Source organism: Rhodococcus tibetensis (genome assembly GCF_024438035.1).
Lineage (GTDB): Bacteria > Actinomycetota > Actinomycetes > Mycobacteriales > Mycobacteriaceae > Rhodococcus_F > Rhodococcus_F tibetensis.
The window spans coordinates 176,547-200,142 of the sequence record NZ_JANFQF010000005.1; the positions used below are offsets into that span (position 1 = coordinate 176,547).

The following is a 23,596-nucleotide window of genomic DNA, read 5'->3' on the forward strand; positions in this document are numbered from 1 at the left end:
AGGCTCCAATACCTAGTTCCCCTAGGGTTCGGCCTTACCATAGCAGATCTAGGTATGGCGGAGGTCGGCTATGTCTACCCCGGGAGCTGATCGTCGTAGAGGTCACTGTGTCCCGGGTACCTCGATGCGCTCGAGAAGCCACCGAGGTCCGACTGTGCCGGCCCCGAGCGCCTCGACCCGCTCGCGGAGTCCGCGATCTGCCGTCACGACAATGATCGGCCGATTGCTGTCCGCGCCGGCCGCATCGGCAACTTCGGCCACGATCGCGTCGTCTCCCGAACCGTCCGCCCGCACCACACGCAGGTGTACCGAAGTCGGATCCGTCTCATCGGCGACTGCGGTCCTCGCCGCGCCTTCGAGTACGACGATCACCTCGGTGGGTCGGTCCAGGCTCTCATCGAGCTTGATCAGCTGCGCGAGCAATCGCCGGGCGGCGCCGGCGCGATCGCGCCACCAACCATCGGGCCTCGCGCCGACGACATTCGCGGCGTCCACCACGATCAGCTGCCCCCGGTCATTCGTCACGGGGAGCGATTCCAGCATGAATCGAAGGTCGGCACGCAGTGTGCTCAGTCCTGCTCGGAGTCGTCGACCTCTTCGATGATCTCGGCGCCGAGTACGGACAGCCGGTGTTCCTCGGCGTCCTGCACGGTGCCGAAATCCTGTTCTTCGAGTACGTTGCGATCCTTGTCGAGGTATCGGTAGGTAGCCATGCCCCCACGATGGCACATCGCCTCGGCACACGCCGGTGAGTCAGCCCTTTCGCCTGCGGTCGCGAAGTAGCAAGCTTGAGTTGACGAGTCCAGCATCGCGAGGAGCAGTCATGCACGTAGCAGTGGGAGACCGGTTGCACGTCCAGGGCAGGGTTGTGGGAGCGCACGCGCACACCGCCGAAGTCGTGGAAGTACATGGGGAGAACGGCGAACCGCCCTACTTGGTCCGGTACGACGACGGTCACGAGGCGCTGGTGTTTCCTGGACCCGACGTCTGGGTGGAACATCCACAGACGTAGGGCTCCGGACACCCGGGGGACCAAGGACGCACCGCATTCGTTGCAGGGGCGCTGCTTCCAATGCGGCTAGCATGAGTTCATGCCGGAGCCGGTCAGAAGGTCCTACAGTTCGCCGCTGCGGGCAGAATCGGCGCGCCGCACCCGTGTCCTCGTCCGGGATGCGGCGGCCCGCCTGTTCGGCGACCGGGGGTACGTCAGCACCACAGTGCGCAACGTCGCCGACGCGGCAGGTGTCGCGACGAGGACGGTGTTCACGGCGTTCCCCGGTGGCAAGGCCGAGTTGTTCCACGACGCGCTCGCCGCCGCCATCGAGGGCGGCGACGAGACCGCGCCGAAGGTGTATGCGTCCGCATCGCGCGACGGCGACCCTGTTGAACGCATCCTCGACGAAGTGGTGGGGTACGGCGCCGATGTCCTCGAACGGGCCGGAACCCTCATGCTGACGTCGATCCAGAGCTCGGGCGCCGATGAGGACATGAGGCGGTTCGCCGAGGAGGGTGCGCGGGCGTCTGCCGATAACGCGATGACGCTCGCGGAAGGGCTTGCCGCGCACGATCTGCTGCGACCGGAGATCTCTGTGCAGCGAGCGGCGGATGTGCTGTTCACCGTCGTCTCTCCCCAGGTCCACTCCATGCTGCGGCACCGCTGCGGGTGGGACATCGACGAGTACCGCAACTGGGTCAAGGCGATGATCAGGGCAAGCCTGCTCCATTGACCCGGAAGGCTCTGTGGTTCGATGGCTCGGTGCTTCCATGGGCACTGTCGTTCCATGGGCACAGTGGTTCCATGGGCACAGTGGTTCCATGGGCACAGTGTTCCGCGGGGGACACTGCGCTCGGCGCAGCCGGGGCGCTTCGGAGGGGAATTCTCGGTGCCGTACTTTGTTCTCGGTCTCGTCACTCTGCTGCTGTGGGTCTATTGCCTCGTCGACGTGATCACGCGGGACGAGTCCGACGTTCGGCATCTACCCAAAGTGCTATGGCTGCTGATCGTGCTCGTCCTGCCGACCATCGGATCACTCGTCTGGTTGTTCGTCGGCCGCGGCGCGGGAGTCCGCCGAACTGGTGCGACACGTGGATTCGGCGAGTACGAGCGCCCGGGCCGTCACATCGCGCAGAACCCGGACGACGACGAAGCGTTTCTCCGCAGATGCCGCGAGCGCGCCGAAGAGCAACGTCGCATCGCGCGGCGTCGCAGGGAAGAACCCGGCGACGACTGAGGCCGCCCAGTAGTTACGGAAGCAGGACGAACTTCCCGGCAGGGTGGGATCTGGCGAGTTCGGTGTGGGCGCGTGCAACCTCCGACAACCAGTACGTCCGTGCCACGCGAACCCTCAGGTCGCCGCGGTCCGCGAGGTCGACGACCGGGGATCGAAGGCGGCGTCGCACCTCTCGGCTGGCCGGATTCGTACCGCCCACTCCGAGAAATCCGGCCTCGACCGCACGCGGTACTGCCACGGTCGTGACCATCCGAGGCGGGTCGCGCACCAACTCGACGGACACGTCGACCGCCTCCTCGCCACCGACCGTGTCGATGACGGCGTCCACACCTTCCGGCGCGAGGACGCGGACACGTCCTGCGAGGCCGGCGCCATAGGACATCGGGGTGGCGCCGAGCGATCGGAGGTAGTCGTGATTTTCCGGTCTCGCTGTACCGATCACTGTCGCGCCCCGGCTGCAGGCCACCTGGACCACGCACGACCCGACCGCGCCGGCCGCTCCGTGGACGAGTAGCAGATCTCCCGCTCCGATCTTCGCGGCGTCGACGGTCTCGACCGCGGTCGTGCCGGCCACCAGTAGCCCCGCGGCTTCGTTCCACGGCAGCGACGGCGGTTTGCGCACAACGGAATCGGCGGCGACGACGAGTCGATCCGCGTATGCCCCCTCGGCCGGGTACACGATCACCTCGTCGCCGGGGGAAAGGGGCCCGTCCGGACCGCTGGCATCCTCGCCGACCTCCACTACCACTCCGGCCGCCTCGGCGCCGAGACTCAGGGGCAGGGAAGCGGGATCGGTACCGAAGGCGCCGCTGTACCGCTTGTAGTCGATGGGATTGACACCGATCGCCCGGACCTCGATCGCAACCTCCCTACGCGCAGGGGGAACTGGAGCGACCTCCACAACGGCGAGGACCTCGGGGCCTCCGTAACCTCGCGCAATGACGCGTCGTGTCATGACTCTCCCAACTCGGCCGCCGGAGTTCGCTATTCCCTACGGCTGAGAAGGGCCACCGGGTAGCGATCGAACAGGCTGGACACCGGAATGAGGCCGGCGTCGAAGTCTTCCGTCGTCAGTAGGTTGGTCCAGGTCCCCTCCGGCAACCTGAATCCGGTGTCACCCCAGCCCTGTTCGTCGAGTCCGACGCTGTGCCGGGTCGCGAGGGCGATGACATCAGGGGCCGCATCGGATCGTCCCCGCGCGAAGCCGACGAGGTGGGCGGCCGCACTCCCGGATGCGAACACCGGGGTGTACGTGCCGAAGCTCTCGGGACGGGTGCGGCGCAGCCGGAGAGCGGTACGCACAACATGGAACTTGGCCGCACCGGTGGCGTCGACAGGGGGAAGGGCGAGTCCGTCGAGCGCGCGTCGGCGAATGTCGTAGTCCACGAGGCGCCGGTTGTCGGGGTCGACGAGCGAGTCTTCCCACAACTCCGTTCCCTGGTAGACGTCCGGTATTCCAGGTCCACAGAGTTGGAGCAGCTTCTGGCCCAGAGCGTCCGACCAACCGTGGGGTGCCAGCTGCGTGCAGATCGAACCGAGAGCCTTGCCGACGGCACCGTCGATCACCGTATCCAGCCAGCGATGGAGGTCGCGTTCGAACTCTTCGTCGACGTCGTTCCAGGATGTGCGGGTTCCAGCCTCGCGGACCGCCTTCTCGGCATAGGCGTGGATGCGATCGCGAAAGTCCGGGACCTCGGCGGCTGCCGGGCCGTCCACAGGCCAGACCCCGAACAGGTTCTGCCACAAGAACAGTCCGAGGACAGGGTCCGGACTGGGGGCGATGTGCTCCCATTGATCGACGCACTCCGCCCACAGGCCGGGCACCTGGGACAAGACGCCGATGCGTGCGCGGACGTCCTCCCCGCGCTTCGTGTCGTGGGTGGACAGGGTAGTCATCGCCTTCGGCCACCGCGTCGCCCGCCCTGCGAAGGCCAGATGGAATTCCGCTGGGGACATGCCCACCGTCGCCGGATCACCACCCACTTCCTGCAGGGAGACGAGGCGAGCGGTGCGATAGAACAGGCAGTCCTCGACGGATTTCGCCATGACCGCACCACACACCTGGTGGAACCGCGTCGCCGCTTCACCGCCTCGAATCAGGGCAGACGCCAGTGCCGCCAACGGCTCCGCCCGCTTCGGCTCGTGGGCCACCACATCACCGATTACACGGTGGGCAAGGCCTGCGAGGGGACTGTAGTCGGACCGGTACACGGGCATGGCCGCGATCACCGCAATGACGGCTTCTCGAACGTCCTCGAAGGCGTAGTCTCCGTCGGCTTCCCGAAGGATCGCCCGCACGAGCCGTAGGACCTCCGGAGCGAGCATCGTGCTCGCGACTTCTCGCTTGATTTCGGGTTCGCGCTGGTGCAACCAGGTGCTGTCGCCACGATCACCGGTCCGGGCCACCGACAGCGCGGTCAACGCGGGCGCGCCGGAGGGATCGAGGAACACGCCGCCCAGTTCGGCCAGCGCGTCGTATCCGGTGGTGCCGTCGATCGGCAGGTGATCGTCCAGCGGTTCCTCGTGTCCCAGAATCTTCTCGATCACGAGCCATCGGTCCGGGCCGATCATGGTGCGAAGCCGGTCGAGGTAACCCGCCGGGTCGGCCAATCCGTCGGGATGGTCGATGCGCACTCCGTCGACGAGGTCGTCCGTGATCCAGCTCTGTAGTTCGCGGTGCGAGGCGTCGAACACGCGTGGGTCTTCTTGCCGGATCCCGGCGAGATCGCTGACCGCGAAGAACCGGCGGTAGCCGATAAGTCCCGAGTTCCACGGAACCAGGCGGTACGACTGCGCTTCGTGCACGGAACGCGCGTCTTCCGAGTCGGTACCCGGGGCGATCGGAAAACGGTGCTCGTAGAACGCGAGGAGAGGTTCGTCGCCGGTGCGGTCGACCGTGAGCGAGTCGAGGTCGGTTTCCGATCCGAGGACGGGAAGGGCCAGCTTTCCGCCGGCACCGTTGTCGGCCCGCCAGTCGATATCGAAGAAGTCGGCGTATTCGGACCGCTGTCCGTGGGTGAGAACGTCCCACCACCACGCATTTTCGCGCGGGTTGGCAACGCCGACGTGGTTCGGGACGAGATCGACGACGAGTCCCATGCCGCGCCGTCGTAGCTCTCCGGAGAGCGCCTTCAGGCCGTCACGACCACCGAGTGCCGGGGACACGGTCGTCACATCGGTGACGTCGTACCCGTGGGTCGAACCCTCGCTGGCGGTGAGGATCGGCGAAAGGTAGACGTGCGAGACTCCGAGGTCGTCGAGGTAATCGGCCACCGCCAGGGCGTCCGTCAGCGTGAAGGCGTCCCCGCGCAGCTGGAGCCGATAGGTTGCGGTGATCGTCGGATTTCCCATGCTCGCCCGGCCTCAGGCTGTCCGTCGCAGCACGACCAGCGAGCGCGCCGCGAGCTCGAGCGGTTTACCGGCCTCGATCACCGCCTCGTTCGATCCTGTCGACACAGCGGTGTCGAGCACCACCGTCCACTCGTTCGCGTATTCCGAGTTCGGTGTCGAGAACTCGATGGCGTCGTCGTGGGCGTTGAAACACATCAAGAACGAATCACCGACGACCCGCTCACCGCGATGATTGGGCTCGGGGATCCCTTCGCCGTTGAGGAAGACGGCCAGCGACTTCCCGAATCCACTGTCCCAGTCCGCGGGCGTCATCTCCTCACCGGAGGGGGTGAGCCAGGCGATGTCCCGAGTTTGGTCCCCGCTGCGGATCGGGGTGCCGTCGAAGAACCGGCGTCTCCGGAACACCGGGTTCTTGGCGCGGAGGTCGATCACTCGTCTGGTGAACTCGACGAGGTCGGCGTTGGTGTCGGCAAGCGACCAGTCCATCCAGGACAGTTCCGAATCCTGGCAGTACACATTGTTGTTTCCCTGCTGCGTGCGGCCCATCTCGTCGCCGTGCGCGATCATCGGGGTGCCTTGGCTGAGCATCAGGGTTGCCAGGATGTTGCGGCTCTGACGGCCACGGAGGTCGAGGACGTCCGGATCGTCCGTCGGACCTTCGACGCCACAGTTCCACGAACGGTTGTGGCTTTCGCCGTCGTTGTTGTTCTCGCCGTTGGCCTCATTGTGCTTCTCGTTGTACGACACGAGGTCGCGCAAGGTGAATCCGTCGTGGGCGATGACGAAGTTGATGCTCGCGCCGGGACGGCGGCCCGTCGCCTCATAGAGGTCGGAGGAACCGGTCAGGCGGGAGGCGAACTCGCCGAGCGTGGCAGGCTCACCGCGCCAGTAGTCCCGAACCGTGTCGCGGTATTTGCCGTTCCACTCGGTCCACAGGCCGGGAAAATTACCCACCTGATAGCCGCCCTCGCCGACATCCCATGGCTCGGCGATGAGCTTCACCTGGCTGACGATCGGATCCTGCTGCACCAGGTCGAAGAAGGCGGACAGGCGATCGACGTCGTGCAGTTCCCGGGCCAGCGTGGAGGCCAGGTCGAAACGGAAACCGTCGACATGCATCTCGGTGACCCAGTAGCGCAGCGAATCCATGATCAGTTGCAGCGTGTGGGGATGGCGGGCGTTGAGGCTGTTGCCCGTTCCCGTGTAGTCCATGTAGTGCTCGAGGTCGCCGTCCACAAGCCGGTAGTACGCGGCATTGTCGATACCGCGGAAGCTGATCGTGGGGCCGAGATGGTTTCCCTCCGCCGTATGGTTGTAGACGACGTCGAGGATCACCTCGATGTCGGCCTCGTGGAACGCGCGCACCATCGCTTTGAACTCGGACACCGCTCCGCCGGGCTTCTCGGCGGACGAATAGCCTGTATGGGGAGCGAGGAAGCCAAAGGTGTTGTACCCCCAGTAGTTCCGCAGGCCGCGATCGAGCAGCGTCTGATCGTGCATGAACTGGTGTACCGGCATCAGTTCGATCGCCGTGACGCCGAGATCGACCAAGTGGTCGATGATCGCGGGATGCGCGAGACCGGCGTACGTTCCGCGGAGCTCCTCGGGCACATCGGGGTGGGTTGCGGTCATACCCTTGACGTGGGCTTCATAGATGACCGTCTCGTGATAGGGGCGTTTGGGTGCCCGGTCGGTGGCCCAGTCGAAGAATGGGTTGATCACCACAGTCGTCATGGTGTGACCCAGCGAGTCGTGCCCGGGGAGGGGAGAATCGGAGTCCTCCTCGTTCTGCCGGGCGGCGTCCTGTGCGTCTGCGTCCTGGTCGCGCTCGACCACCGGAACGCTTTCGTCGGCGTCGGCGTCGGCGTCCTCGGCCATGCCCTCGGCCGGCGCGGGCAGATCGATGTCGTACGAGAACAACGACCGGTCCCCGTCGAACTCTCCGTCGAACGCCTTGCCGTACGGGTCGAGGAGCAACTTGCTGGGGTCGCAACGATGTCCCGCCGCGGGATCCCACGGCCCGTGGATGCGATATCCGTACCGCTGCCCGGGTTCGACGGTCGGCAAATAGGCGTGCCAGACGTAACCGTCCACCTCGTCGAGCCGAACCCGGGTCTCGGTTCCGTCCCGTGCGATGAGGCAGAGATCGACCGCCTCCGCGACCTCGGAGAAGAGCGCGAAGTTCGTCCCTGCGCCGTCGTAGGTGGCGCCCAGTGGGTAAGCCGTTCCTGGCCACACGGGGATGTGTGCGGTGCCGATCGAGTCGCTCGCAGTCATGAGAAGAACATTAGCCCGCGGCGACCGCGTGCTCAGCTCGAGGCGAGGACGCTCCGGGCGCCCGGGGAGCTGCCTGCGGCGGCAAGCATTCCGACCGTGATGTTCCGCACGTCGTCCGCCGTGCACACGTACGGGGGCATGGCATAGATCAGGTTGCGGAAGGGGCGTAGCCAGACCCCGGCGGCCACCGCGGCATCGGTTGCCGCCTGCATGTCGACGGGCTCGGTGAGTTCGATGACACCGATACCGCCGAGTACCCGCACGTCCCGCACGCCGGGCAGGTCGCGAGCAGGGGCGAGGCCGGACTCGAGCCCGCGGTGCAGCGCCGCCACCTCACCCCGCCAGTCGCGTGAGAGGAGTAGTTCCACCGACGCGACGGCGACGGCGCAGGCGAGAGGGTTGGCCATGAAGGTGGGACCGTGCATCAGTCCCCCCGCCTCCCCGGCGCTTATGGTCTCGGCCACCTCGGTGCCGCAGAGCGTGGCCGCGAGGGTGAGGTACCCGCCGGTGAGTGCCTTGCCGATACACATGACGTCCGGGCTGACACCCGCATGTTCTGCGGCGAACAGTTCGCCGGTCCGGCCGAAGCCTGTGGCGATCTCGTCGAAGACGAGGAGGAGTCCCTGCTCGTCGCAGATCCTGCGCAACTCCGCCAGATAGCGGGGATCGTGAAAGCGCATACCGCCGGCGCCCTGGACCACCGGCTCGACGATGACCGCCGCCAGCTCGTCCGCGTGCGAGCGCGCGAGGCGCTCGAACTCCTCGACGTACCGCGGGTCGAAGTCCCGTGGCGGCGGTCCCGCGAACACTTGCCGGGCCAGCACGTCGGTCCACAACGAGTGCATCCCGCCGTCCGGATCGCAGACGCTCATCGGGGCGAACGTGTCACCGTGATAACCGCCGCGCCACGTCAGGAGCCGGTGCTTCTGCGGCCTTCCCCGACTGCGCCAGTACTGCAGGCACATCTTGACGGCCACCTCGACCGACACGGAACCGGAGTCGGCGAGAAAGACCTTGTCGAGCCCGCTCGGAGTGATGTCGACCAGCAACTGCGCCAGCCGCGCCGCCGGCTCGTGGGTGAGGCCACCGAACATGACGTGACTCATCCGGCCCAGCTGCTCCGTGGCAGCGGCATCGAGAACCGGGTGGCGATAGCCGTGGACTGCTGCCCACCAGGAACTCATCCCGTCCACCAGTTCGCGTCCGTCGGCCAGGACGAGGCGGGTCCCCTTGGCCTCGGTAACGACCAAAGGGGTGGTGGAGGAGGGGAAAGCCCCGTAGGGATGCCACAGCAGCGAGGCGTCGAGGGACGTGATGTCTTCGGCGGACAGGCTGGGAAGGGTCACGCCCGTGACCCTAACCACTGGGCAGAAAGAGGGGCCACCCGGGTTGAACAGCGTTCAAGTCGCGTATCGTCCCCGAGGTGAGCACCGATCGCACCTTTTCCACGTGGCTCGACGACGTCGAGCATCGACGTCGCGCCGCCGGACTGCGCCGCGAGCTGCGGCCGCGGACCGCGGGAAGCCCACTCATCGACCTTGCGTCCAACGATTATCTGGGTCTGGTCCGCCATCCGGAGGTCCTCCACGGGGCGATGACGGCACTGCGCAGATGGGGCGCGGGAGCGACGGGGTCTCGTCTGGTCACGGGATCGACCACCGAACACGAACTGCTGGAGTCGGAACTCGCGGCCTTCGTGGGCACTGAGGCCGGTCTGGTGTTCTCCTCCGGCTACACCGCCAACCTCGGGGCCGTGACGGCGCTGTCGGGTGCCGGGTCGTTGATCGTCAGCGACGCGGGAAGCCACGCCTCCCTCGTCGACGCCTGCCGACTCTCCCGCGCCCGCGTCGTCGTCGCGCCGCACTCGGACGTCGAGTTCCTCCGCAACGCGCTGGCAACCCGAACCGAGGAACGCGCACTCGTCGTCACCGATTCGGTCTTCAGCGCCGACGGTGATCTGGCGCCGCTCGTCGCGATGCACCGGGTGTGCCGTGACACCGGCGCCTTCCTCGTGGTCGACGAGGCCCACGGTGTCGGTGTGCGCGGCGTGGGTGGGCGCGGACTGGTCCACGAGGTCGGACTCGCAGGTGAACCCGACATCGTGGTCACCGCGACGCTGTCGAAGTCCCTAGCCAGTCAGGGCGGTGCAGTCCTGGCATCCGAGAAAGTGCGCGCTCATCTGATCGACGCCGCGCGCACCTTCATCTTCGACACCGGCCTGGCCCCCGCCGCGGTGGGCGCTGCGAGGGCCGCGCTGTCGGTGCTCGTACGCGAACCGCAACGCGCGGACGCCGTGCTCGACCGTGCGCGGGACCTCGCGCGTTTCACGGGCGCCGCGACTCCGGAATCCGCGGTGGTGTCCGTGATCCTCGGTGATCCCCAGCGTGCCGTCGACGCCGCGGCCGCGTGCCGCGAGCTGGGTGTGCATGTCGGGTGCTTCCGGCCGCCGTCGGTGCCGGAGGGCACATCGCGACTGCGGCTCACCGCGCGAGCGACCTTGAGCCCAGTGGAAATGGCGGAGATCGAGACCGTACTGGCGAGCGTTGTGGCGGGAGCCTCCGCGTGAGCGTGCTCGTGGTGACGGGAACGTCGACCGATGTGGGGAAAACTGTCGTCACCGCCGCGCTCGCTGCGACAGCTCGTGCCGCGGGGCGAGCTGTCGCCGTGTGCAAACCGGCACAAACGGGCGTCGCCCCGGGGGAGCCGGGTGATCTCGCCGAGGTGACCAGGCTGTCCGGTGTCACAGCGGTGAGGGAACTCGCCCGCTATCCGGAGCCGCTCGCCCCCGACACCGCGGCCCGGCGCAGTGGTCTGCCGTTGATCCGCTGTGCCGATGTCGTGGAGGCGGTCCGTGCGCTCGATGCCGAGCACGATCTCGTCCTCGTCGAAGGTGCCGGCGGCGTGCTGGTCCGGTTGGGGGCCGCGGGGTTCACGCTCGTCGACGTGGCACGTGCGCTCGATGCGCCGGTCGTCGTGGTTGCGGCAGCCGGGCTGGGCACCCTCAATCACACCGAGTTGACGATCCGGGCTCTCACCGGCGCCGGGCTGTCCTGCGCCGGAACGATCCTCGGGTCGTGGCCCGACGAACCGGGCCTCGCCGAGCGCTGCAACCTCGCCGATCTGCCCGCAGTAACGGGAATCGGCGTGGTGGGCAGCGTGCCCGCAGGCAGCGGCAGCCTCGACGCGGAGACGTTCTCCGCTGCAGCGCCGGGCTGGTTCGACAGCGGTTGGCGAAAGTCGATACTGACGGGGGCCTGAACGGGCAGCGATGACGGCGAAGCGTGGCACCGTGGTGGTGGGTCAGGACTCGGACAGCACCGAAAGTATGTTGCCGGCGGGGTCGGTGAACCAGGCGATGTCGGGGCCGTTCCCGCGCATGATTCCCTTGTCGTCCTGCTCGAAACCGTCGTAGCGCACGAAGCGCACCCCCCGTTCGGCGAGGGCATCGACGGTCTTCTCGACGTCGTTTACGGCGAAGTTCGCGATGGTGTACGTCACGGGCGTGTGGTCGGGTTTCGGGTAGATGAGCACCACCGGTCCGTTCGGCAGGTGCAGCCCCAGCAACCCCATCTCCTCCTCGGTCACCTCGAGGCCCAGGGTGTCGGTGTAGAAGGATTTTGCCGCGGCGATGTCGTCGACGGCGAAACCGCTGAATCCTCGTGACTGTGCCAACATGTCGGTCTTCTCGCTTTCCTGCCGTGTGGTCATGACATCTCGGCCCGCGCCTGCGCGCTGAGTTGGATGATTTGGACGTAGTTCCCATCGGGGTCGATGGCGGTGCCGAACCAGCTGCCGTCACGGTCTTCGAGCGGCGACAACCATGTGGCACCCAGGTCGTCGAGACGCCCGGCGGCGGCGCGCGCGTCGGTGACCTCCACGTTGAGCAGGATGCGACCGGGTTCGGGGTTCGTGTCGCCGACATCGTCACGGCGGTCGATCATGATGTAAAAACCGTCGAAGTCGAGGACGTCGTACCCCGGATCGCCGGGTGTGCGATCGACCTTCGGCGAGAAGGCGGCGGTGTACCAGTCCCGCAGACGGTCCGGATGTGTGCTGGCGAGCAAGATGCTGCCGATGGCTGCGTCGGCCATGATTTTCCTCCAGGGTGATCGAGAGTTCTTCTGCCTTCCGAAGGTATGGACTTCCGCGATCGGTGAAACTCATCGCCGGGGGCCGGCCGGGCCGAAAAGCCGCCGCATCCGGCGGGATGTCGGTAGTGTGATACGCGTCACGGGTTCATCCGTCTGGGTTGGGAGGGGTCCAATGTCGACCTCCGAAATGCTCGAATTGAATCGCACGATCAACCACCTCCGGCGGTGCGTCGGATCGTTGCGTTCGATGTATGGCGACGCCGCACAGGTGCGGCGGCTCAGCAACGATCTCGAGCGGCTCGAGATCGACGCCCAGGAACTCGACACCTCGCCGCCCCGTGTTGCGCAACGCGAACCCGTCGAGCGGATCAAGATCCCCGACGCCCCCTACGACGCCTCGATGTGGGCGGGTGTCGACGACGAAGGTCTCGGCGGCTGCCACTACGAGCGCGGATGAGCGCGCCACCGACGAAGTCCGAAAACAGGGGCGTCGCGTCCCCGAGGCGTGCCCGGATTGCCGAACGCACACTACGCACCGACCGGTGGTGGCAGGCCCCGCTGCTGACCGTGCTGGGTCTCGCGGCGTTCGTGATCTACGCGTCGATTCGTTCGTGGGTGAGGACCGCCTACTTCGCCGAGGAATACCACTACCTGACGCCGTTCTACTCACCCTGCCTGAGTGATTCGTGCGTGCCCGGGTCGAGTGACTTCGGAACTCCCCTCGGGGAATTGCCGATGATCATTCCGCTCGGGTTCCTCGTATTGCCCTTCCTGCTCGGGTTCCGGCTCACGTGCTACTACTACCGCAAGGCGTACTACCGCTCGATCTGGCTCTCGCCCCCGGCGTGTGCGGTGGCCGAACCGCACCGCACCTACTCCGGTGAGACGCGCCTTCCCTTGATCGTCCAGAACGTCCACCGATACTTCTTCTACGTCGCGGTGGTCGTCTCGCTGATCAACACCTACGACGCCATCCGCGCGTTCCACGGCGCGGACGGGGGTTTCGGAATCGGGCTGGGCACACTCATCCTCGTCGGCAACGTCATCCTGCTCTGGGCGTACACGGTGTCGTGTCATTCGTGCCGGCACGTCGTCGGCGGCCGGCTCACCCACTTCTCGAAGCACCCCGTCCGGTACTGGTTGTGGACGCAGGTGAGCAAGCTCAACGCGCGCCACATGCAGCTGGCCTGGACCACTCTCGCCACGCTGATGATCACCGATTTCTACGTGATGCTCGTGTCCAGTGGAACGCTGTCCGACCTACGGCTCGTCAACTGACCGCACATCGAAGCCGGCAAACACGAGGGGAGCGGAATGACGGAAGTCGAACGGCACAGGTACGACGTCGTGGTGATCGGTGCGGGTGGCGCCGGACTGCGAGCGGTCATCGAGGCGCGCGAGCAAGGCCTGTCCGTCGCCGTCGTCTGTAAATCGCTGTTCGGCAAGGCACACACGGTGATGGCGGAGGGGGGCTGCGCCGCCGCGATGGGGAACGCCAACGACAAAGACACGTGGCAGACCCACTTTCAGGACACGATGCGTGGGGGCAAGTTCCTCAACAACTGGCGGATGGCCGAACTGCATGCGCGCGAGGCGCCGGATCGGGTCTGGGAACTCGAAACCTACGGCGCACTGTTCGACCGGACCCCCGACGGGAGGATCAGCCAGCGGAACTTCGGTGGGCACACATATCCGCGGCTCGCGCACGTCGGCGACCGCACCGGTCTCGAACTGATCCGGACCATGCAGCAGAAGATCGTGTCGCTGCAGCAGGAAGATTTCGCCGCCACCGGCGACTACGAGGCGCGGGTGAAGATCTTCGCCGAATGCACCATCTCGGAACTGGTCAAGGAGGGCGACCGTATCTCGGGGGCGTTCGGGTATTGGCGTGAGAGTGGCCGATTCATCCTCTTCGAGGCTCCCGCCGTGGTGATGGCGACAGGCGGGATCGGTAAATCGTTCAAGGTCACCTCCAACTCGTGGGAGTACACGGGCGACGGACACGCTCTCGCTCTGCGCGCGGGGGCCAACCTCATCAACATGGAATTCGTCCAATTCCACCCGACCGGCATGGTGTGGCCGCCGAGTGTCAAAGGCATCCTCGTCACCGAGGGTGTGCGCGGCGACGGCGGAGTCCTCAAGAACTCCGAGGGCGAACGGTTCATGTTCAGCTACATTCCCCCCGTCTTCAAGGGCCAATACGCGGAGACGGAGGAGGAGGCCGACGGCTGGTACAAGGACTCCGACAACAATCGCCGCACCCCCGATCTGCTGCCCCGCGACGAGGTCGCGCGAGCCATCAACTCCGAAGTCAAAGCCGGGCGTCAGACACCGCACGGCGGCGTGTACCTCGACATCGCCTCCCGCATGCCCGCCGACGAGATCGTCCGCCGGCTGCCGTCGATGTACCACCAATTCAAGGAACTCGCGGACGTCGACATCACCAAGGAACAGATGGAAGTCGGCCCCACCTGCCATTACGTGATGGGTGGCATCGAAGTCGACCCCGACAGCGGCGCGGCCAGTGTTCCGGGGCTCTTCGCGGCAGGGGAGTGCTCGGGCGGGATGCACGGGTCGAATCGGCTCGGCGGCAACTCGCTCTCCGACCTCCTCGTCTTCGGGCGTCGCGCCGGGCTCGGTGCCGCGACGTACGTGTCTTCGCTGACGGACCGGCCGTCCGTATCGGCCGAGGCCGTCGATGCGGCCGCACGAATGCTGCTGTCGCCGTTCGACTCCGGGCAGGACGGGCACGCGGTCGAGAACCCGTACACCCTGCACACCGAGCTGCAACAGAACATGAACGACCTCGTGGGCATCATTCGCAAGGCCGACGAGATCGAACGCGCGCTCGACAAGCTCGCAGACATCAAGGGCAGGATCGGTGCCGTCGCAGTGGAAGGGCACCGTCAGTTCAATCCTGGATGGCACCTCGCAGTCGACCTGCGCAACATGGTGCTCGTCAGCGAGTGCGTGGCCCGGGCGGCGTTGACCCGCACCGAAAGCCGCGGTGGGCACACCCGAGACGATCATCCCAGCATGGATGCGGAATGGCGCAATACCCTGCTCGTGTGCAGCGTGGACGGCGATATGGCGTCCCATCCCGACGCCGTGATCCCCGACGTCGTAGTAACCCGGGAGCAACAGGAGCCGATGCGAGCAGACCTGCTGGAGCTGTTCGAAGCCGACGAACTCGCCAAGTACTACACCGACGCGGAGCTCGCCGGGCATCCCGGGAGAAAGGCCTGACATGGGGTACGACGCACAGTTCCGAGTCTGGCGCGGTGGCGTCGACGGGGGTGCTCTGCAGGACTATTCGATACCCGTCAACGAAGGCGAAGTGGTCCTCGACATCATCCACCGCCTCCAGGCCACGCAGGCACCCGACCTGGCTGTCCGGTGGAACTGCAAGGCAGGTAAATGCGGGTCGTGCTCGGCCGAAATCAACGGTCGTCCCCGGCTGTTGTGCATGACACGGATGTCCACCTTCACCGAGGACGAGGTGGTGACGGTGACGCCACTGCGGGCGTTCCCGGTAATACGCGACCTCGTCACCGACGTGTCGTACAACTACCTGAAGGCGCGCGAAATCCCGTCGTTCACGCCTCCCCCCGACCTGGCACCGGGTGACTACCGGATGAAGCAGATCGACGTGGAACGCTCTCAGGAATTTCGCAAGTGCATCGAGTGCTTTCTGTGCCAGAACACTTGCCACGTCGTGCGCGATCACGAGGACAACAAGGCCGCGTTTTCGGGCCCGCGATATTTCATTCGTGTCGCGGAACTCGAAATGCACCCTCTCGACACTGCTGACCGCCGGAATGCGTCGCAGGACGAATTCGGACTCGGCCTGTGCAACATCACCAAGTGTTGTACGGAGGTGTGTCCCGAGGGGATCAAGATCACGGACAACGCGATCATCCCGATGAAGGAGCGGGTGGTAGATCACCGGTACGATCCGCTGGTGTGGTTGGGCAACAAGCTCTTTCGTCGCGGTTAGAGCAGCCGGCACCCGTAACGCGCTAGCGCACGGCGTGGAGGTTGCGGGCTGTCGGCGACTTCTCGACCGACTCGGGGTCCGGCGCGGTGCCCAGCAGGCGGTCCGCCGTTCCCGTGGTCGTGACGGTGAACCAGTAGTGCTCGTTCTTGTAGTGATGATGGCGGTGATTTCGCCAGATTGCACGGTAGAGGCGGGATTTCGGCTTGTAGTCGCTGTGGATGAGGTAGTGCGTCCACTCGTACAGAACGCCCAGAGCGCTCAGCGCGACGAGGAAGGTCAGGCCCAGGCCCACACGGGGGAAAGCCAGCACGGACAGTGCGGCAAGTGCGGGAACGAGCCACATCAGGGTTTGCCAGGGGATGAAGACCAAGGGCACGTCCCGAGGATCGACGTGGTGCTCGCGGTGCTTGCGGGCGAGCAGCGAGTCGACGGTCAGGCCCAGGATTGTGCGGGGCTTCCAGTGCAGGATGCAGACGTGGATGACCCATTCGGCGAAGGGGAACAACGCCAGCATCATCATCGGCAGGACCACATCGGTCACCTGCCAGTCGCCCACTACCAGTCGCGCGGCGACCGCGACGACCAGCATGCCGCCGACCATCCACGGGGACGGGTGGCGTCGGAACTGATCGGCAGCATCGCGCAGGGTGACCGACCGACGTCGGCGGCGGTCTTCGGGAGATTTCGTAGTCACGAGTGCTACTCCTGTTGTTGCAGTTGGTCGATGATGGTGGTTACCGCCGCGGTCCCGAGGTCGAGAAGGGCGGCGGCGACACCGCTGGCCGCGTCCTCGTCGTGCGCTGCGATTGCCTCGGCCAGTGCGTGATACAGATCGGATCTCCCGACCTCGGCGACCATGACGCCGGCCATGGCCGTCATGGTCGGTTCGTACGCGTTGCGCAGGCTGTTGAAGATGAGCCGGAAGGCGATCGAATCGGCCGCATCGACCACCCGCTCCCAGAACGTCAGGGCGTGAACCTGCTGTTCGACGGGATCGGTCGCGGCCGCCAGGGCCTCGGCCGCATCCTGTACGGCTGTCGCCGCGTCGGTGTTCGCCCTGCCTGCGGCGAGTCGGGCAACTTGGGTGCCGATCATCCGGCGCGCCTCGAGCACGCTCCGCACCACCGACCAGTCGGGTTGTCCGTCACGGAGCAGCAGCTGGGACAGCAATTCCGGCCCGCCGTGCCGACGGAAGTCGCGGACCGATGTCGCATCGCCCTGCCGCACCTCGACGAGGCCGGCCTGCGCCAGTTTCTGGATCGCTTCCCGCACGGCGGGCCGGGACACACCGAACGCCTCTGCCAGTCGTCGTTCGCTGGGCAGCGACTCTCCCGCGGCGAGATCCCCTCCGAGCACTCGTGCAGTGATCTGGTCGAAAACCTCGGTGGATGCGGACTTCCGCGCGATCGGCTCGAACATCATGCCGTGACTGTAGAGCGGTTATAGGTAAGAGGTCAAGTGGTAAGACCAGTGGTCGTGTTTCACCCGAAGGCTTGCCGGACGAACGGGGTGGTGTCGGGCAGGGAAGCCGGCATGGTCTGCAGATGCCCGGTCGGGTAGGTGCGGTAGAGAAAGTTCTGGCCGTTGGCGGCCAGGTCGGCGGTGAACTTCCAGCTGAACGCTGCGGGGACGATGTCGTCGAGCAGTCCCTGGCCGATGAAGAGCGGCCGATCGTAACCGCGGACGGGTACGCCGAGCGCGCCTCGGATTGCGTCGAGGATGGCCGGGTCGTCGAGATTCCGGGACATCAGTTGTCCGATGGTGACGCCTTGGAGTTGCGGGGCTGCGTCTTGGTAACAGAGCGCCTCGAGTCGGTCGAGCGCGGAGATGCCGAGGGGAGTGAGGTAACTGTTGACGTCGAGGTCGGGCCGGGATGCCCGTAGCCCGGCGAGGGCGTACGCGACGAACACGGTGCTTCCGGTGAGGGGGAGCGGCGGGAAGTTCGGACCGACGAGGGGTGCCAGCTGTTCGAGATTCGACGGTGCCCCGGTCGCGACGGTGCCGCGGAAGTCGAGTTCGGGCGCGTACCTGGTGGCCATCGACGCGGCGACCAGTGCGGCGTGCCCGCCCTGAGACTGTCCGAGCGCAAGCCAGCGGTTCGACAACGAGGGTGTGACGCTGCGGGCTGCGCGCACCATGTCGATCATGCTGTGCGCTTCCGTCGGACCGTCCAGATACGGATGGACGCCGGGTGTGCCGAGACCTACGTAATCGGTTGCGACAACGGCATATCCCTCGCCGAGCCAGTGTGCGACATACTGCCCGCCGAAGTTCCCGGTGGCGGTGGGAGCGCAGGCGTCGGCGAGCCCGACCGTTCCGTGCGCCCAGGACACCACGGGCCACCCTCCAGGGGGTGGGGCCCCGGGCGGCAGAAATATCGCCCCGGTGCTGAGCGCCGCCTGGTCCAACGGCCCGGTGGTCCAGTAGGTGAGCAACGAGCCCGTTGCGGCACTCGTCGGCCACTTCTCCGGCGGGATCGGCGACGACGCCACCACGTCACCCGGGGCGCGGGCAGGTTGCGACGGGGCCGGAGCGGGGCCGGCGAGAAGGGAGAGGGCTAGTGCCGTCGCGACGACGATTCCCGCGCGGCGGCCGAGTGTTGACCTCATCGTCACGCCCCTGGACTGTCCGGGTAGCCACCCGGTCTCCGGTGGCGAGTGGTATTCCACTCATTGTGCGCGTTCAGGGGAGGTGCGCGGGGTCTTTCAGTTTTGCGCGGATGCCGTCGACGAACAACGAGAGGCCGAAGTCGAACCGAACCGCGGGATCACCGTCGAGGAGGTCGTCGTCGTAGGCGGCGATCTCCGATGCGGGGGCGTCGGGAGAGAGGGCCGCGCGGGTGAGGGCGCCGACGGATTCCATCTGCGCGCGGGATTGCTCATCGACCGTGTGTCCGAGCACGTAGTACAGGAGGGAGTACGACGCGAGTTCGGCGTGCTCGCGGGAGAGTCCGGATCGCAGCCCGACGGCGACGAACGTTTCCCGGACACGTGAGTTGGTCATCCGGGAGGCGTATGTCGCGGACACGAGCTCGGCGCCGTCGCGGTGCGACAACAGGGCGCTGCGCAGGCGGTGGGCCAGCTCGGTGAACTCTTCGTCCCAGTCGGCTGCCGTGATCGGCGCGTCGACGTCTTCGAGGATCTTGTCCGCGAGGGCGCCGAGAAGGGTCTGCTTGTTGGGAAAGTGCCAGTACAGGGCGCCCGGTTGGACGCCGAGAGCCGTCGCGAGCCGCCGCATCGTGAGGTCGGCGAGACCGAACTCGTCGAGGATGGCCATTGCGCCGTCGAGTACGTCGCCGCGTCGCAATTGCACTGCTGATCTCCTCAGGGTTTCGGGCCTTGCTTTGACAGTATTCCATCACGGATCTAACGTGAACGCCGTTCAACTTGTACGGTGTTCAATTCTTGCTCATGTCGATCCACTGCACGTGATCGGCCCGCTCTCCAGGAGATACGTGTGACGTCGGCCCCGGTACAGACAGATATTCTCGCCCTTGCGCGTGACCAGGTTCTCGAGCGCGGGGAAGCGCTCGACCAGAGCCAGGTGCTCGAAGTCCTGCAACTGCCCGACGCGCGACTCGAGGAGCTGCTCGCGCTGGCTCACGACGTGCGCATGAAGTGGTGCGGTCCCGAGGTCGAGGTCGAGGGCATCATCAGCCTCAAGACCGGTGGATGCCCAGAGGACTGCCACTTCTGCTCGCAGTCCGGACTGTTCCAGTCGCCGGTGCGAGCCGCCTGGCTCGACATTCCGTCGCTCGTGGAGGCCGCCAAGCAGACTGCAAAGTCCGGCGCTACCGAGTTCTGCATCGTCGCTGCGGTTCGCGGACCCGACGAGCGCCTTCTCGCTCAGGTCGCGGCCGGTATCGAGGCCATCCGCAACGAGGTCGACATCCAGATTGCGTGCTCGCTCGGCATGCTCACCCAGGAGCAGGTGGACCAGCTGGCCGCCATGGGTGTGCACCGGTACAACCACAATCTGGAGACGGCGAAGTCGCACTTCCCGAATGTCGTGACCACCCACTCCTGGGAGGAGCGGTGGAACACGCTGCGGATGGTTCGCGAGGCGGGCATGGAGGTGTGCTGTGGCGGCATCCTCGGTATGGGCGAGAGTCTCGAACAGCGCGCGGAATTCGCTGCGAATCTGGCCGAACTCGAACCCGACGAGGTTCCGCTCAACTTCCTCAACCCCCGTCCCGGCACACCGTTCGGCGACCTCGAAGTGCTGCCGGCGAGCGAGGCGCTCAAGTCGGTGGCGGCCTTCCGCCTCGCGCTGCCGCGCACCATCCTCCGCTTCGCCGGCGGACGGGAGATCACCCTCGGCGACCTCGGCGCGAAGCAGGGCATTCTCGGCGGTATCAACGCCGTGATCGTCGGCAACTACCTGACCACGCTGGGACGGCCTGCCGAACAGGACCTCGACCTGCTCGTCGACCTGCAGATGCCGATCAAGGCACTGAACGACACCTTGTGATGACCGGCACCGACAGTCCACCGGGCGGCGTCGCACAAGAGCAAACTGCCTTGGAGCGATACAACCCGTACACGGGCCGCCGAGTGGTGGCCGGAGTCGAGGACAATGTCCCGACTGCGGCTCAGCTCGGGCTCGAACCCCCGCGCTTCTGCGAGTCGTGCGGTCGGCGCATGGTGGTACAGATCAGCCCCGACGGCTGGTGGGCAAAATGTTCCCGCCACGGTGTGTTCGACTCGATCGGGCTCGCCCGACGGTAGCGTCGTCGGTGTGACCACTCTCCCGCGCATCAGGCTTCGATCTGCCGCCGGAATCGTCTGTGGAACGCTAGTGGCAAGTGCGCTCGTGGGGGCGATGTGGGGAGTGCTCGCGCCGGCGGAGCACCTGCTGGTGGTTGCCCCGGACCGGGGAGTGTCGCTGACGGGGGAGAGCGTGCACCGGTTCGATGCGATCGGGATGTTCGCGTGTGCGGGACTTGTGGTCGGCATCGTCGCCGCGGTTGCGGCGTGGGCGGCGCGGCGAAGTCGCGGCCCGGTGGCTCTCGCGGCCGTCGTGGCCGGCAACGCCGTCGGGGCAGGCGTCATGGCGCTCGGTGGTCTCGGCGTCGCCGCATTGCGGTTTCCGGACGCCGATGTGTCGACCCCCGGCACGATCGTTGCGGTGGGACCGGGGATCGGGACGCTGCTCGTACTGCTCTTCCAGCCGCTGGCTGCCTGCGTCGTCACGCTCGTCCTCGCCGCGCTCAACCCGTACGACGACCTCGGTGTCAGTGATCCCCCGGTCGAGCTCGACGAGGATCCCCCGGTCGAGCTCGACGAGCCGGAAGAGCGCGACGCGACCCTTACTTCGTGAGCGAGGTCCGCATCCGCACGTCTCCGAGGAGGCGCCCGCTGGCGAGAGCGCCGATGCGGCGAGTTGCGAACCGGGTGCTGACCGACGACACCCAGTTCATCAGCCCGGACACGACGCTCGGCGGGGTGCTGCGCCGGTCCAGGGCGCGCAGCGCTGTGGTCACCACCTGATCCGCGGTCTGCATTCGGCCGACGGCGGCGTCCTCGGAACCGACGACGTCGAAGAATTCGGTCCGGGTGGGGCCCGGGCACACGGCGAGCACGGTGAGACCGGTGCCTCGCGCCTCGGCCCACAACGCCTCGGTGAAATTGAGGACGAACGCCTTCGTCGCCCCGTAGACGGCCATGCCGGGAGTGGGCTGGAACGCGGCGGTGCTCGCCACGTTCACGAGTGCGCCGCGTCCCCGGATCAGGTCGGGCAGGAACGTGTGCGACAGCTCGACGAGGGTGGTGACGTTGAGCTGGATCTCGGAGGTGAGGCGCTCCAGATCCGCGGACGCGAAATCCCCGTGCGTCCCGAATCCCGCGTTGTTGATCAGCGAGCCGACGCGGATGTCGCGGGCGGTGAGTTCGCCGCGCAGTCGCTCCCCGACACCGGGCGTCGCGAGGTCGAACGGGAGCACGGTGACCGACACGTGGTGCGCGGCGCGGAGTTCGGCCGCGAGTTGTTCGAGCCGGTCGGCGCGGCGGGCGACGAGAACGAGATCTGCACCCCGCCCGGCGAATCGGCGCGCGAATTCGGCACCGAGGCCGGCGCTCGCGCCGGTGATGAGGACGGTGGTTCCCGATACGTCGAAAGGCATGTCTTCTCCTAGCGATGGGGTGGTCTTGAATGTAGTCAGTGTCATCTATGTAGTCAATGACAACATCTTGCTAGGGTTGTGCCATGCCCGTCGCCGAACAGCCCTACCATCACGGGAGTCTTCGCCAGGTGCTGCTCGCGCGCGCCGAGAGCGCTCTCGAGAGGGACGGCGTCGACGGACTTTCCCTACGGCAACTCGCCCGCGAGGCCGGGGTCAGCCACGCCGCACCCAGCAAGCACTTCCGGGACCGTCAGGCGCTGCTCGACGCACTCGCGGAGTCCGGCTTCCAGCGCCTCACCGCCGCCCTCGAGCGCGCCGTCGAGGTGGCCGAGCCCCACGCCCGGGCTCGCTTCGCCGCGCTCGCAGACGCCTACGTGAGCTTCGCCCTCGCACATCGGGAGTTGCTGGTCCTGATGTACGGCAACAAGCACGCACCCGGAGCCACCTCTCAGGTCGTGGAGGCGGGCCACGCCTCGATGGACCTGACGGTCCGGATCGTCACCGAAGCGCAGGCCACGGGTGGCATCGGCCCGGGGGACCCGTCGCGCATCGCCCTCGTCGCGTTCGCGACGTTCCACGGGATCGCGACCCTCGCCGCCGGCGGGATGCTCGACGGCGTGCCGGTGGACGAAGTCGTCACCGCCGCATCGGACACGTTCTGGCGGGGTCTCGCCCAACCGTGAGGGCGGCTCCGCCACCCGGATGTGTAGAGGCGGCCTGACGTGCGGGGTCAGCTCGGCGGTCGGAGAGCGGCGAATTCGTCGGTGACCCGGAGTGTGGAGTCGGTGAAACGGTAGAGCGCGGCGGGGCGTCCGCCGGTGCGCCCCGACGGCGCCGTGTTCCCGGTGGGAGTCAGCACCCCGCGCCGTCCGAGGACACGCTGCAGATTGGTGGCGTCCACCTGGTAACCGAGTGCTGCGCAGTAGATTTCGCGCAACGTCGACATGGAGAATTCGGCCGGCGCCAGGCCGAATGCGAGGTTGGTATACGACAGCTTGGCGGCCAGGCGGGTACGCGCGTGCTGCACGACCGTGCCGTGGTCGAATGCCATGTCGGGCAATTCCGAGACCGGATGCCACGCGGTGTCCGGCGGGAGCTTCGGATCGGCGGGGAGTGGAACGAGCCCGAGGAAGGTCGAGGCGATGGTGCGCGGCCCCGGGATGCGATATGGGTCGCTGAAGACGGACAGCTGCTCGAGGTGTGACACCTCCCGCACGTCCACCTTCTCGGCGAGTTGCCGCCGGGCGGAGGTGGTGAGGTCTTCGTCTTCGCCGAGCAGGCCGCCGGGAAGTGACCACGCGCCCGCCTGCGGGTCGAGCGCGCGTTGCCACAACAGCACGGCGAGTTCCCCGGTGCCGGTCGCGTGACGCACATCACCGGCCCGACCTGGGTAAACGCGATCGGCGAAATGGCGAACCTGGAACACCGCGGTGAGCACTTCGTGCCTGGTGCTACTATGGAGCATGTTTTCGATCCTAAGTCGAAAACCTCGATTTAGGAATTCGGGCCAGCCCGCCCGAGTCCACGG

27 protein-coding genes are annotated in these 23,596 nt (G+C 66.6%); 13 read left to right on the forward strand and 14 right to left on the reverse strand.

What is annotated here, in order from left to right; all coding sequences use genetic code 11:
* Positions 1-102: 102 nt before the first annotated feature.
* Both NOF53_RS07825 and NOF53_RS07830 read right to left on the reverse strand, forming a co-directional pair.
* Positions 103-543 carry an NYN domain-containing protein gene (locus tag NOF53_RS07825; protein WP_255966980.1) on the reverse strand — a complete coding sequence of 147 codons (441 nt, stop codon included), beginning with the start codon at positions 541-543 and terminating at the stop codon, positions 103-105.
* Positions 544-569: 26 nt separating this feature from the next.
* Positions 570-713, reverse strand: a complete 144-nt coding sequence (locus NOF53_RS07830; protein WP_255966982.1) for a hypothetical protein — start codon at positions 711-713, stop codon at positions 570-572.
* 110 nt (positions 714-823) lie between these two features.
* On the opposite strand from NOF53_RS07830, the gene NOF53_RS07835 reads away from it, so the two are divergent.
* From NOF53_RS07835 to NOF53_RS07845, 3 genes are all read left to right on the forward strand, one after another.
* The gene (locus NOF53_RS07835; RefSeq protein WP_255966984.1) at positions 824-1,012 is read left to right on the forward strand and encodes a DUF1918 domain-containing protein; all 189 of its coding nucleotides are present in this window, start codon (positions 824-826) and stop codon (positions 1,010-1,012) included.
* Positions 1,013-1,091: 79 nt separating this feature from the next.
* Positions 1,092-1,727, forward strand: coding sequence for a TetR/AcrR family transcriptional regulator (locus tag NOF53_RS07840; protein ID WP_255966986.1), 636 nt, complete (start codon positions 1,092-1,094; stop codon positions 1,725-1,727).
* A gap of 54 nt (positions 1,728-1,781) precedes the next feature.
* Complete coding sequence (locus NOF53_RS07845) at positions 1,782-2,231, forward strand: PLDc N-terminal domain-containing protein (protein ID WP_374212584.1); 450 nt, start codon at positions 1,782-1,784, stop codon at positions 2,229-2,231.
* Between the two features lie 13 nt (positions 2,232-2,244).
* Here the strand turns inward: NOF53_RS07845 and NOF53_RS07850 are convergent, their stop codons facing one another.
* The 4 genes from NOF53_RS07850 to NOF53_RS07865 are packed head-to-tail and all read right to left on the reverse strand — an operon-like array spanning position 2,245 to position 9,205.
* Entirely contained in the window at positions 2,245-3,186 is a 942-nt protein-coding gene (locus NOF53_RS07850) for an NADP-dependent oxidoreductase (protein ID WP_255966988.1), read from the reverse strand.
* Positions 3,187-3,215: 29 nt separating this feature from the next.
* Entirely contained in the window at positions 3,216-5,582 is a 2,367-nt protein-coding gene (treY, locus tag NOF53_RS07855; RefSeq protein WP_255966990.1) for a malto-oligosyltrehalose synthase, read from the reverse strand.
* Between the two features lie 12 nt (positions 5,583-5,594).
* Complete coding sequence (glgX, locus tag NOF53_RS07860; RefSeq protein ID WP_255966992.1) at positions 5,595-7,859, reverse strand: glycogen debranching protein GlgX; 2,265 nt, start codon at positions 7,857-7,859, stop codon at positions 5,595-5,597.
* 32 nt (positions 7,860-7,891) lie between these two features.
* The gene (locus tag NOF53_RS07865) at positions 7,892-9,205 is read right to left on the reverse strand and encodes an adenosylmethionine--8-amino-7-oxononanoate transaminase (protein WP_255966994.1); all 1,314 of its coding nucleotides are present in this window, start codon (positions 9,203-9,205) and stop codon (positions 7,892-7,894) included.
* Positions 9,206-9,282: 77 nt separating this feature from the next.
* Here NOF53_RS07865 and NOF53_RS07870 point away from each other — a divergent pair, with 77 nt between their 5' ends.
* Together NOF53_RS07870 and bioD are read left to right on the forward strand one after the other, a co-directional pair.
* Positions 9,283-10,425: an 8-amino-7-oxononanoate synthase gene (locus tag NOF53_RS07870; protein ID WP_255966996.1), complete on the forward strand. Its 1,143-nt coding sequence runs from the start codon at positions 9,283-9,285 to the stop codon at positions 10,423-10,425.
* Positions 10,422-11,117 carry a dethiobiotin synthase gene (bioD, locus tag NOF53_RS07875; protein WP_255966998.1) on the forward strand — a complete coding sequence of 232 codons (696 nt, stop codon included), beginning with the start codon at positions 10,422-10,424 and terminating at the stop codon, positions 11,115-11,117. Before NOF53_RS07870 ends, bioD begins: the two co-directional genes overlap by 4 nt.
* Before the next feature lie 42 nt (positions 11,118-11,159).
* Here the strand turns inward: bioD and NOF53_RS07880 are convergent, their stop codons facing one another.
* Positions 11,160-11,534: a VOC family protein gene (locus NOF53_RS07880; protein ID WP_255967237.1), complete on the reverse strand. Its 375-nt coding sequence runs from the start codon at positions 11,532-11,534 to the stop codon at positions 11,160-11,162.
* A 29-nt stretch (positions 11,535-11,563) separates the two neighbouring features.
* Positions 11,564-11,950 carry a VOC family protein gene (locus NOF53_RS07885; RefSeq protein ID WP_255967000.1) on the reverse strand — a complete coding sequence of 129 codons (387 nt, stop codon included), beginning with the start codon at positions 11,948-11,950 and terminating at the stop codon, positions 11,564-11,566.
* Between the two features lie 172 nt (positions 11,951-12,122).
* On the opposite strand from NOF53_RS07885, the gene NOF53_RS07890 reads away from it, so the two are divergent.
* The 4 genes from NOF53_RS07890 to NOF53_RS07905 are packed head-to-tail and all read left to right on the forward strand — an operon-like array spanning position 12,123 to position 15,947.
* Positions 12,123-12,407 (forward strand): Rv0250c family protein, encoded by a 285-nt coding sequence (locus NOF53_RS07890; RefSeq protein ID WP_255967002.1) that lies wholly within the window; start codon positions 12,123-12,125, stop codon positions 12,405-12,407.
* Positions 12,404-13,228 (forward strand): succinate dehydrogenase subunit SdhC, encoded by an 825-nt coding sequence (gene sdhC, locus NOF53_RS07895; RefSeq protein WP_255967004.1) that lies wholly within the window; start codon positions 12,404-12,406, stop codon positions 13,226-13,228. The genes NOF53_RS07890 and sdhC overlap by 4 nt, the downstream gene beginning before the upstream one ends.
* Before the next feature lie 36 nt (positions 13,229-13,264).
* Positions 13,265-15,196, forward strand: coding sequence for a fumarate reductase/succinate dehydrogenase flavoprotein subunit (locus NOF53_RS07900; protein ID WP_255967006.1), 1,932 nt, complete (start codon positions 13,265-13,267; stop codon positions 15,194-15,196).
* 1 nt (position 15,197) lies between these two features.
* A complete protein-coding gene (locus tag NOF53_RS07905) occupies positions 15,198-15,947 on the forward strand; it encodes a succinate dehydrogenase/fumarate reductase iron-sulfur subunit (RefSeq protein WP_255967008.1) in 750 nt (249 codons plus the stop codon).
* Positions 15,948-15,969: 22 nt separating this feature from the next.
* On the opposite strand, the gene NOF53_RS07910 is transcribed toward NOF53_RS07905, so the two are convergent.
* From NOF53_RS07910 to NOF53_RS07925, 4 genes are all read right to left on the reverse strand, one after another.
* Complete coding sequence (locus NOF53_RS07910; RefSeq protein ID WP_255967010.1) at positions 15,970-16,641, reverse strand: sterol desaturase family protein; 672 nt, start codon at positions 16,639-16,641, stop codon at positions 15,970-15,972.
* A 5-nt stretch (positions 16,642-16,646) separates the two neighbouring features.
* A complete protein-coding gene (locus tag NOF53_RS07915; protein WP_255967012.1) occupies positions 16,647-17,369 on the reverse strand; it encodes a FadR/GntR family transcriptional regulator in 723 nt (240 codons plus the stop codon).
* A gap of 59 nt (positions 17,370-17,428) precedes the next feature.
* Positions 17,429-18,556 carry a lipase family protein gene (locus NOF53_RS07920; RefSeq protein ID WP_255967014.1) on the reverse strand — a complete coding sequence of 376 codons (1,128 nt, stop codon included), beginning with the start codon at positions 18,554-18,556 and terminating at the stop codon, positions 17,429-17,431.
* Between the two features lie 73 nt (positions 18,557-18,629).
* Positions 18,630-19,259: a TetR/AcrR family transcriptional regulator C-terminal domain-containing protein gene (locus NOF53_RS07925; RefSeq protein WP_255967016.1), complete on the reverse strand. Its 630-nt coding sequence runs from the start codon at positions 19,257-19,259 to the stop codon at positions 18,630-18,632.
* A 144-nt stretch (positions 19,260-19,403) separates the two neighbouring features.
* Here NOF53_RS07925 and bioB point away from each other — a divergent pair, with 144 nt between their 5' ends.
* Genes bioB through NOF53_RS07940 form a run of 3 tightly spaced genes read left to right on the forward strand, consistent with a single transcriptional unit; the run spans position 19,404 to position 21,266 of the window.
* Positions 19,404-20,417 (forward strand): biotin synthase BioB, encoded by a 1,014-nt coding sequence (gene bioB / locus NOF53_RS07930; RefSeq protein ID WP_255967018.1) that lies wholly within the window; start codon positions 19,404-19,406, stop codon positions 20,415-20,417.
* Positions 20,417-20,674, forward strand: coding sequence for a biotin synthase auxiliary protein BsaP (bsaP, locus tag NOF53_RS07935; protein WP_255967020.1), 258 nt, complete (start codon positions 20,417-20,419; stop codon positions 20,672-20,674). Before bioB ends, bsaP begins: the two co-directional genes overlap by 1 nt.
* Positions 20,675-20,684: 10 nt before the next feature.
* The gene (locus NOF53_RS07940) at positions 20,685-21,266 is read left to right on the forward strand and encodes a DUF2567 domain-containing protein (protein WP_255967022.1); all 582 of its coding nucleotides are present in this window, start codon (positions 20,685-20,687) and stop codon (positions 21,264-21,266) included.
* Here NOF53_RS07940 and NOF53_RS07945 read toward each other — a convergent pair.
* Positions 21,256-22,068 carry an SDR family NAD(P)-dependent oxidoreductase gene (locus NOF53_RS07945; RefSeq protein WP_255967024.1) on the reverse strand — a complete coding sequence of 271 codons (813 nt, stop codon included), beginning with the start codon at positions 22,066-22,068 and terminating at the stop codon, positions 21,256-21,258. The two genes, NOF53_RS07940 and NOF53_RS07945, sit on opposite strands and share 11 nt — an antisense overlap.
* Positions 22,069-22,151: 83 nt before the next feature.
* Here NOF53_RS07945 and NOF53_RS07950 point away from each other — a divergent pair, with 83 nt between their 5' ends.
* Positions 22,152-22,751 (forward strand): TetR/AcrR family transcriptional regulator, encoded by a 600-nt coding sequence (locus NOF53_RS07950; protein ID WP_255967026.1) that lies wholly within the window; start codon positions 22,152-22,154, stop codon positions 22,749-22,751.
* A 47-nt stretch (positions 22,752-22,798) separates the two neighbouring features.
* Here the strand turns inward: NOF53_RS07950 and NOF53_RS07955 are convergent, their stop codons facing one another.
* The gene (locus NOF53_RS07955; RefSeq protein WP_255967027.1) at positions 22,799-23,533 is read right to left on the reverse strand and encodes an NUDIX hydrolase; all 735 of its coding nucleotides are present in this window, start codon (positions 23,531-23,533) and stop codon (positions 22,799-22,801) included.
* Between the last annotated feature and the right edge of the window lie 63 nt (positions 23,534-23,596).

Excerpts from the sequence above, each read along its gene's own strand:
- NOF53_RS07845 (WP_374212584.1), top strand. The coding sequence starts at position 1,782 with ATGGGCACAGTGGTTCCATGGGCACAGTGGTTCCATGGGCACAGTGTT.
- NOF53_RS07915 (WP_255967012.1), bottom strand. The coding sequence starts at position 17,369 with ATGATGTTCGAGCCGATCGCGCGGAAGTCCGCATCCACCGAGGTTTTC.
- NOF53_RS07905 (WP_255967008.1), top strand. The coding sequence starts at position 15,198 with ATGGGGTACGACGCACAGTTCCGAGTCTGGCGCGGTGGCGTCGACGGG.
- bsaP (WP_255967020.1), top strand. The coding sequence starts at position 20,417 with ATGACCGGCACCGACAGTCCACCGGGCGGCGTCGCACAAGAGCAAACT.
- NOF53_RS07920 (WP_255967014.1), bottom strand. The coding sequence starts at position 18,556 with ATGAGGTCAACACTCGGCCGCCGCGCGGGAATCGTCGTCGCGACGGCA.
- sdhC (WP_255967004.1), top strand. The coding sequence starts at position 12,404 with ATGAGCGCGCCACCGACGAAGTCCGAAAACAGGGGCGTCGCGTCCCCG.
- NOF53_RS07890 (WP_255967002.1), top strand. The coding sequence starts at position 12,123 with ATGTCGACCTCCGAAATGCTCGAATTGAATCGCACGATCAACCACCTC.
- NOF53_RS07840 (WP_255966986.1), top strand. The coding sequence starts at position 1,092 with ATGCCGGAGCCGGTCAGAAGGTCCTACAGTTCGCCGCTGCGGGCAGAA.
- NOF53_RS07825 (WP_255966980.1), bottom strand. The coding sequence starts at position 543 with ATGCTGGAATCGCTCCCCGTGACGAATGACCGGGGGCAGCTGATCGTG.
- NOF53_RS07955 (WP_255967027.1), bottom strand. The coding sequence starts at position 23,533 with ATGCTCCATAGTAGCACCAGGCACGAAGTGCTCACCGCGGTGTTCCAG.
- NOF53_RS07830 (WP_255966982.1), bottom strand. The coding sequence starts at position 713 with ATGGCTACCTACCGATACCTCGACAAGGATCGCAACGTACTCGAAGAA.
- treY (WP_255966990.1), bottom strand. The coding sequence starts at position 5,582 with ATGGGAAATCCGACGATCACCGCAACCTATCGGCTCCAGCTGCGCGGG.
- NOF53_RS07900 (WP_255967006.1), top strand. The coding sequence starts at position 13,265 with ATGACGGAAGTCGAACGGCACAGGTACGACGTCGTGGTGATCGGTGCG.
- NOF53_RS07880 (WP_255967237.1), bottom strand. The coding sequence starts at position 11,534 with ATGTTGGCACAGTCACGAGGATTCAGCGGTTTCGCCGTCGACGACATC.
- NOF53_RS07885 (WP_255967000.1), bottom strand. The coding sequence starts at position 11,950 with ATGGCCGACGCAGCCATCGGCAGCATCTTGCTCGCCAGCACACATCCG.
- glgX (WP_255966992.1), bottom strand. The coding sequence starts at position 7,859 with ATGACTGCGAGCGACTCGATCGGCACCGCACACATCCCCGTGTGGCCA.
- NOF53_RS07835 (WP_255966984.1), top strand. The coding sequence starts at position 824 with ATGCACGTAGCAGTGGGAGACCGGTTGCACGTCCAGGGCAGGGTTGTG.
- NOF53_RS07850 (WP_255966988.1), bottom strand. The coding sequence starts at position 3,186 with ATGACACGACGCGTCATTGCGCGAGGTTACGGAGGCCCCGAGGTCCTC.
- NOF53_RS07945 (WP_255967024.1), bottom strand. The coding sequence starts at position 22,068 with ATGCCTTTCGACGTATCGGGAACCACCGTCCTCATCACCGGCGCGAGC.
- NOF53_RS07950 (WP_255967026.1), top strand. The coding sequence starts at position 22,152 with ATGCCCGTCGCCGAACAGCCCTACCATCACGGGAGTCTTCGCCAGGTG.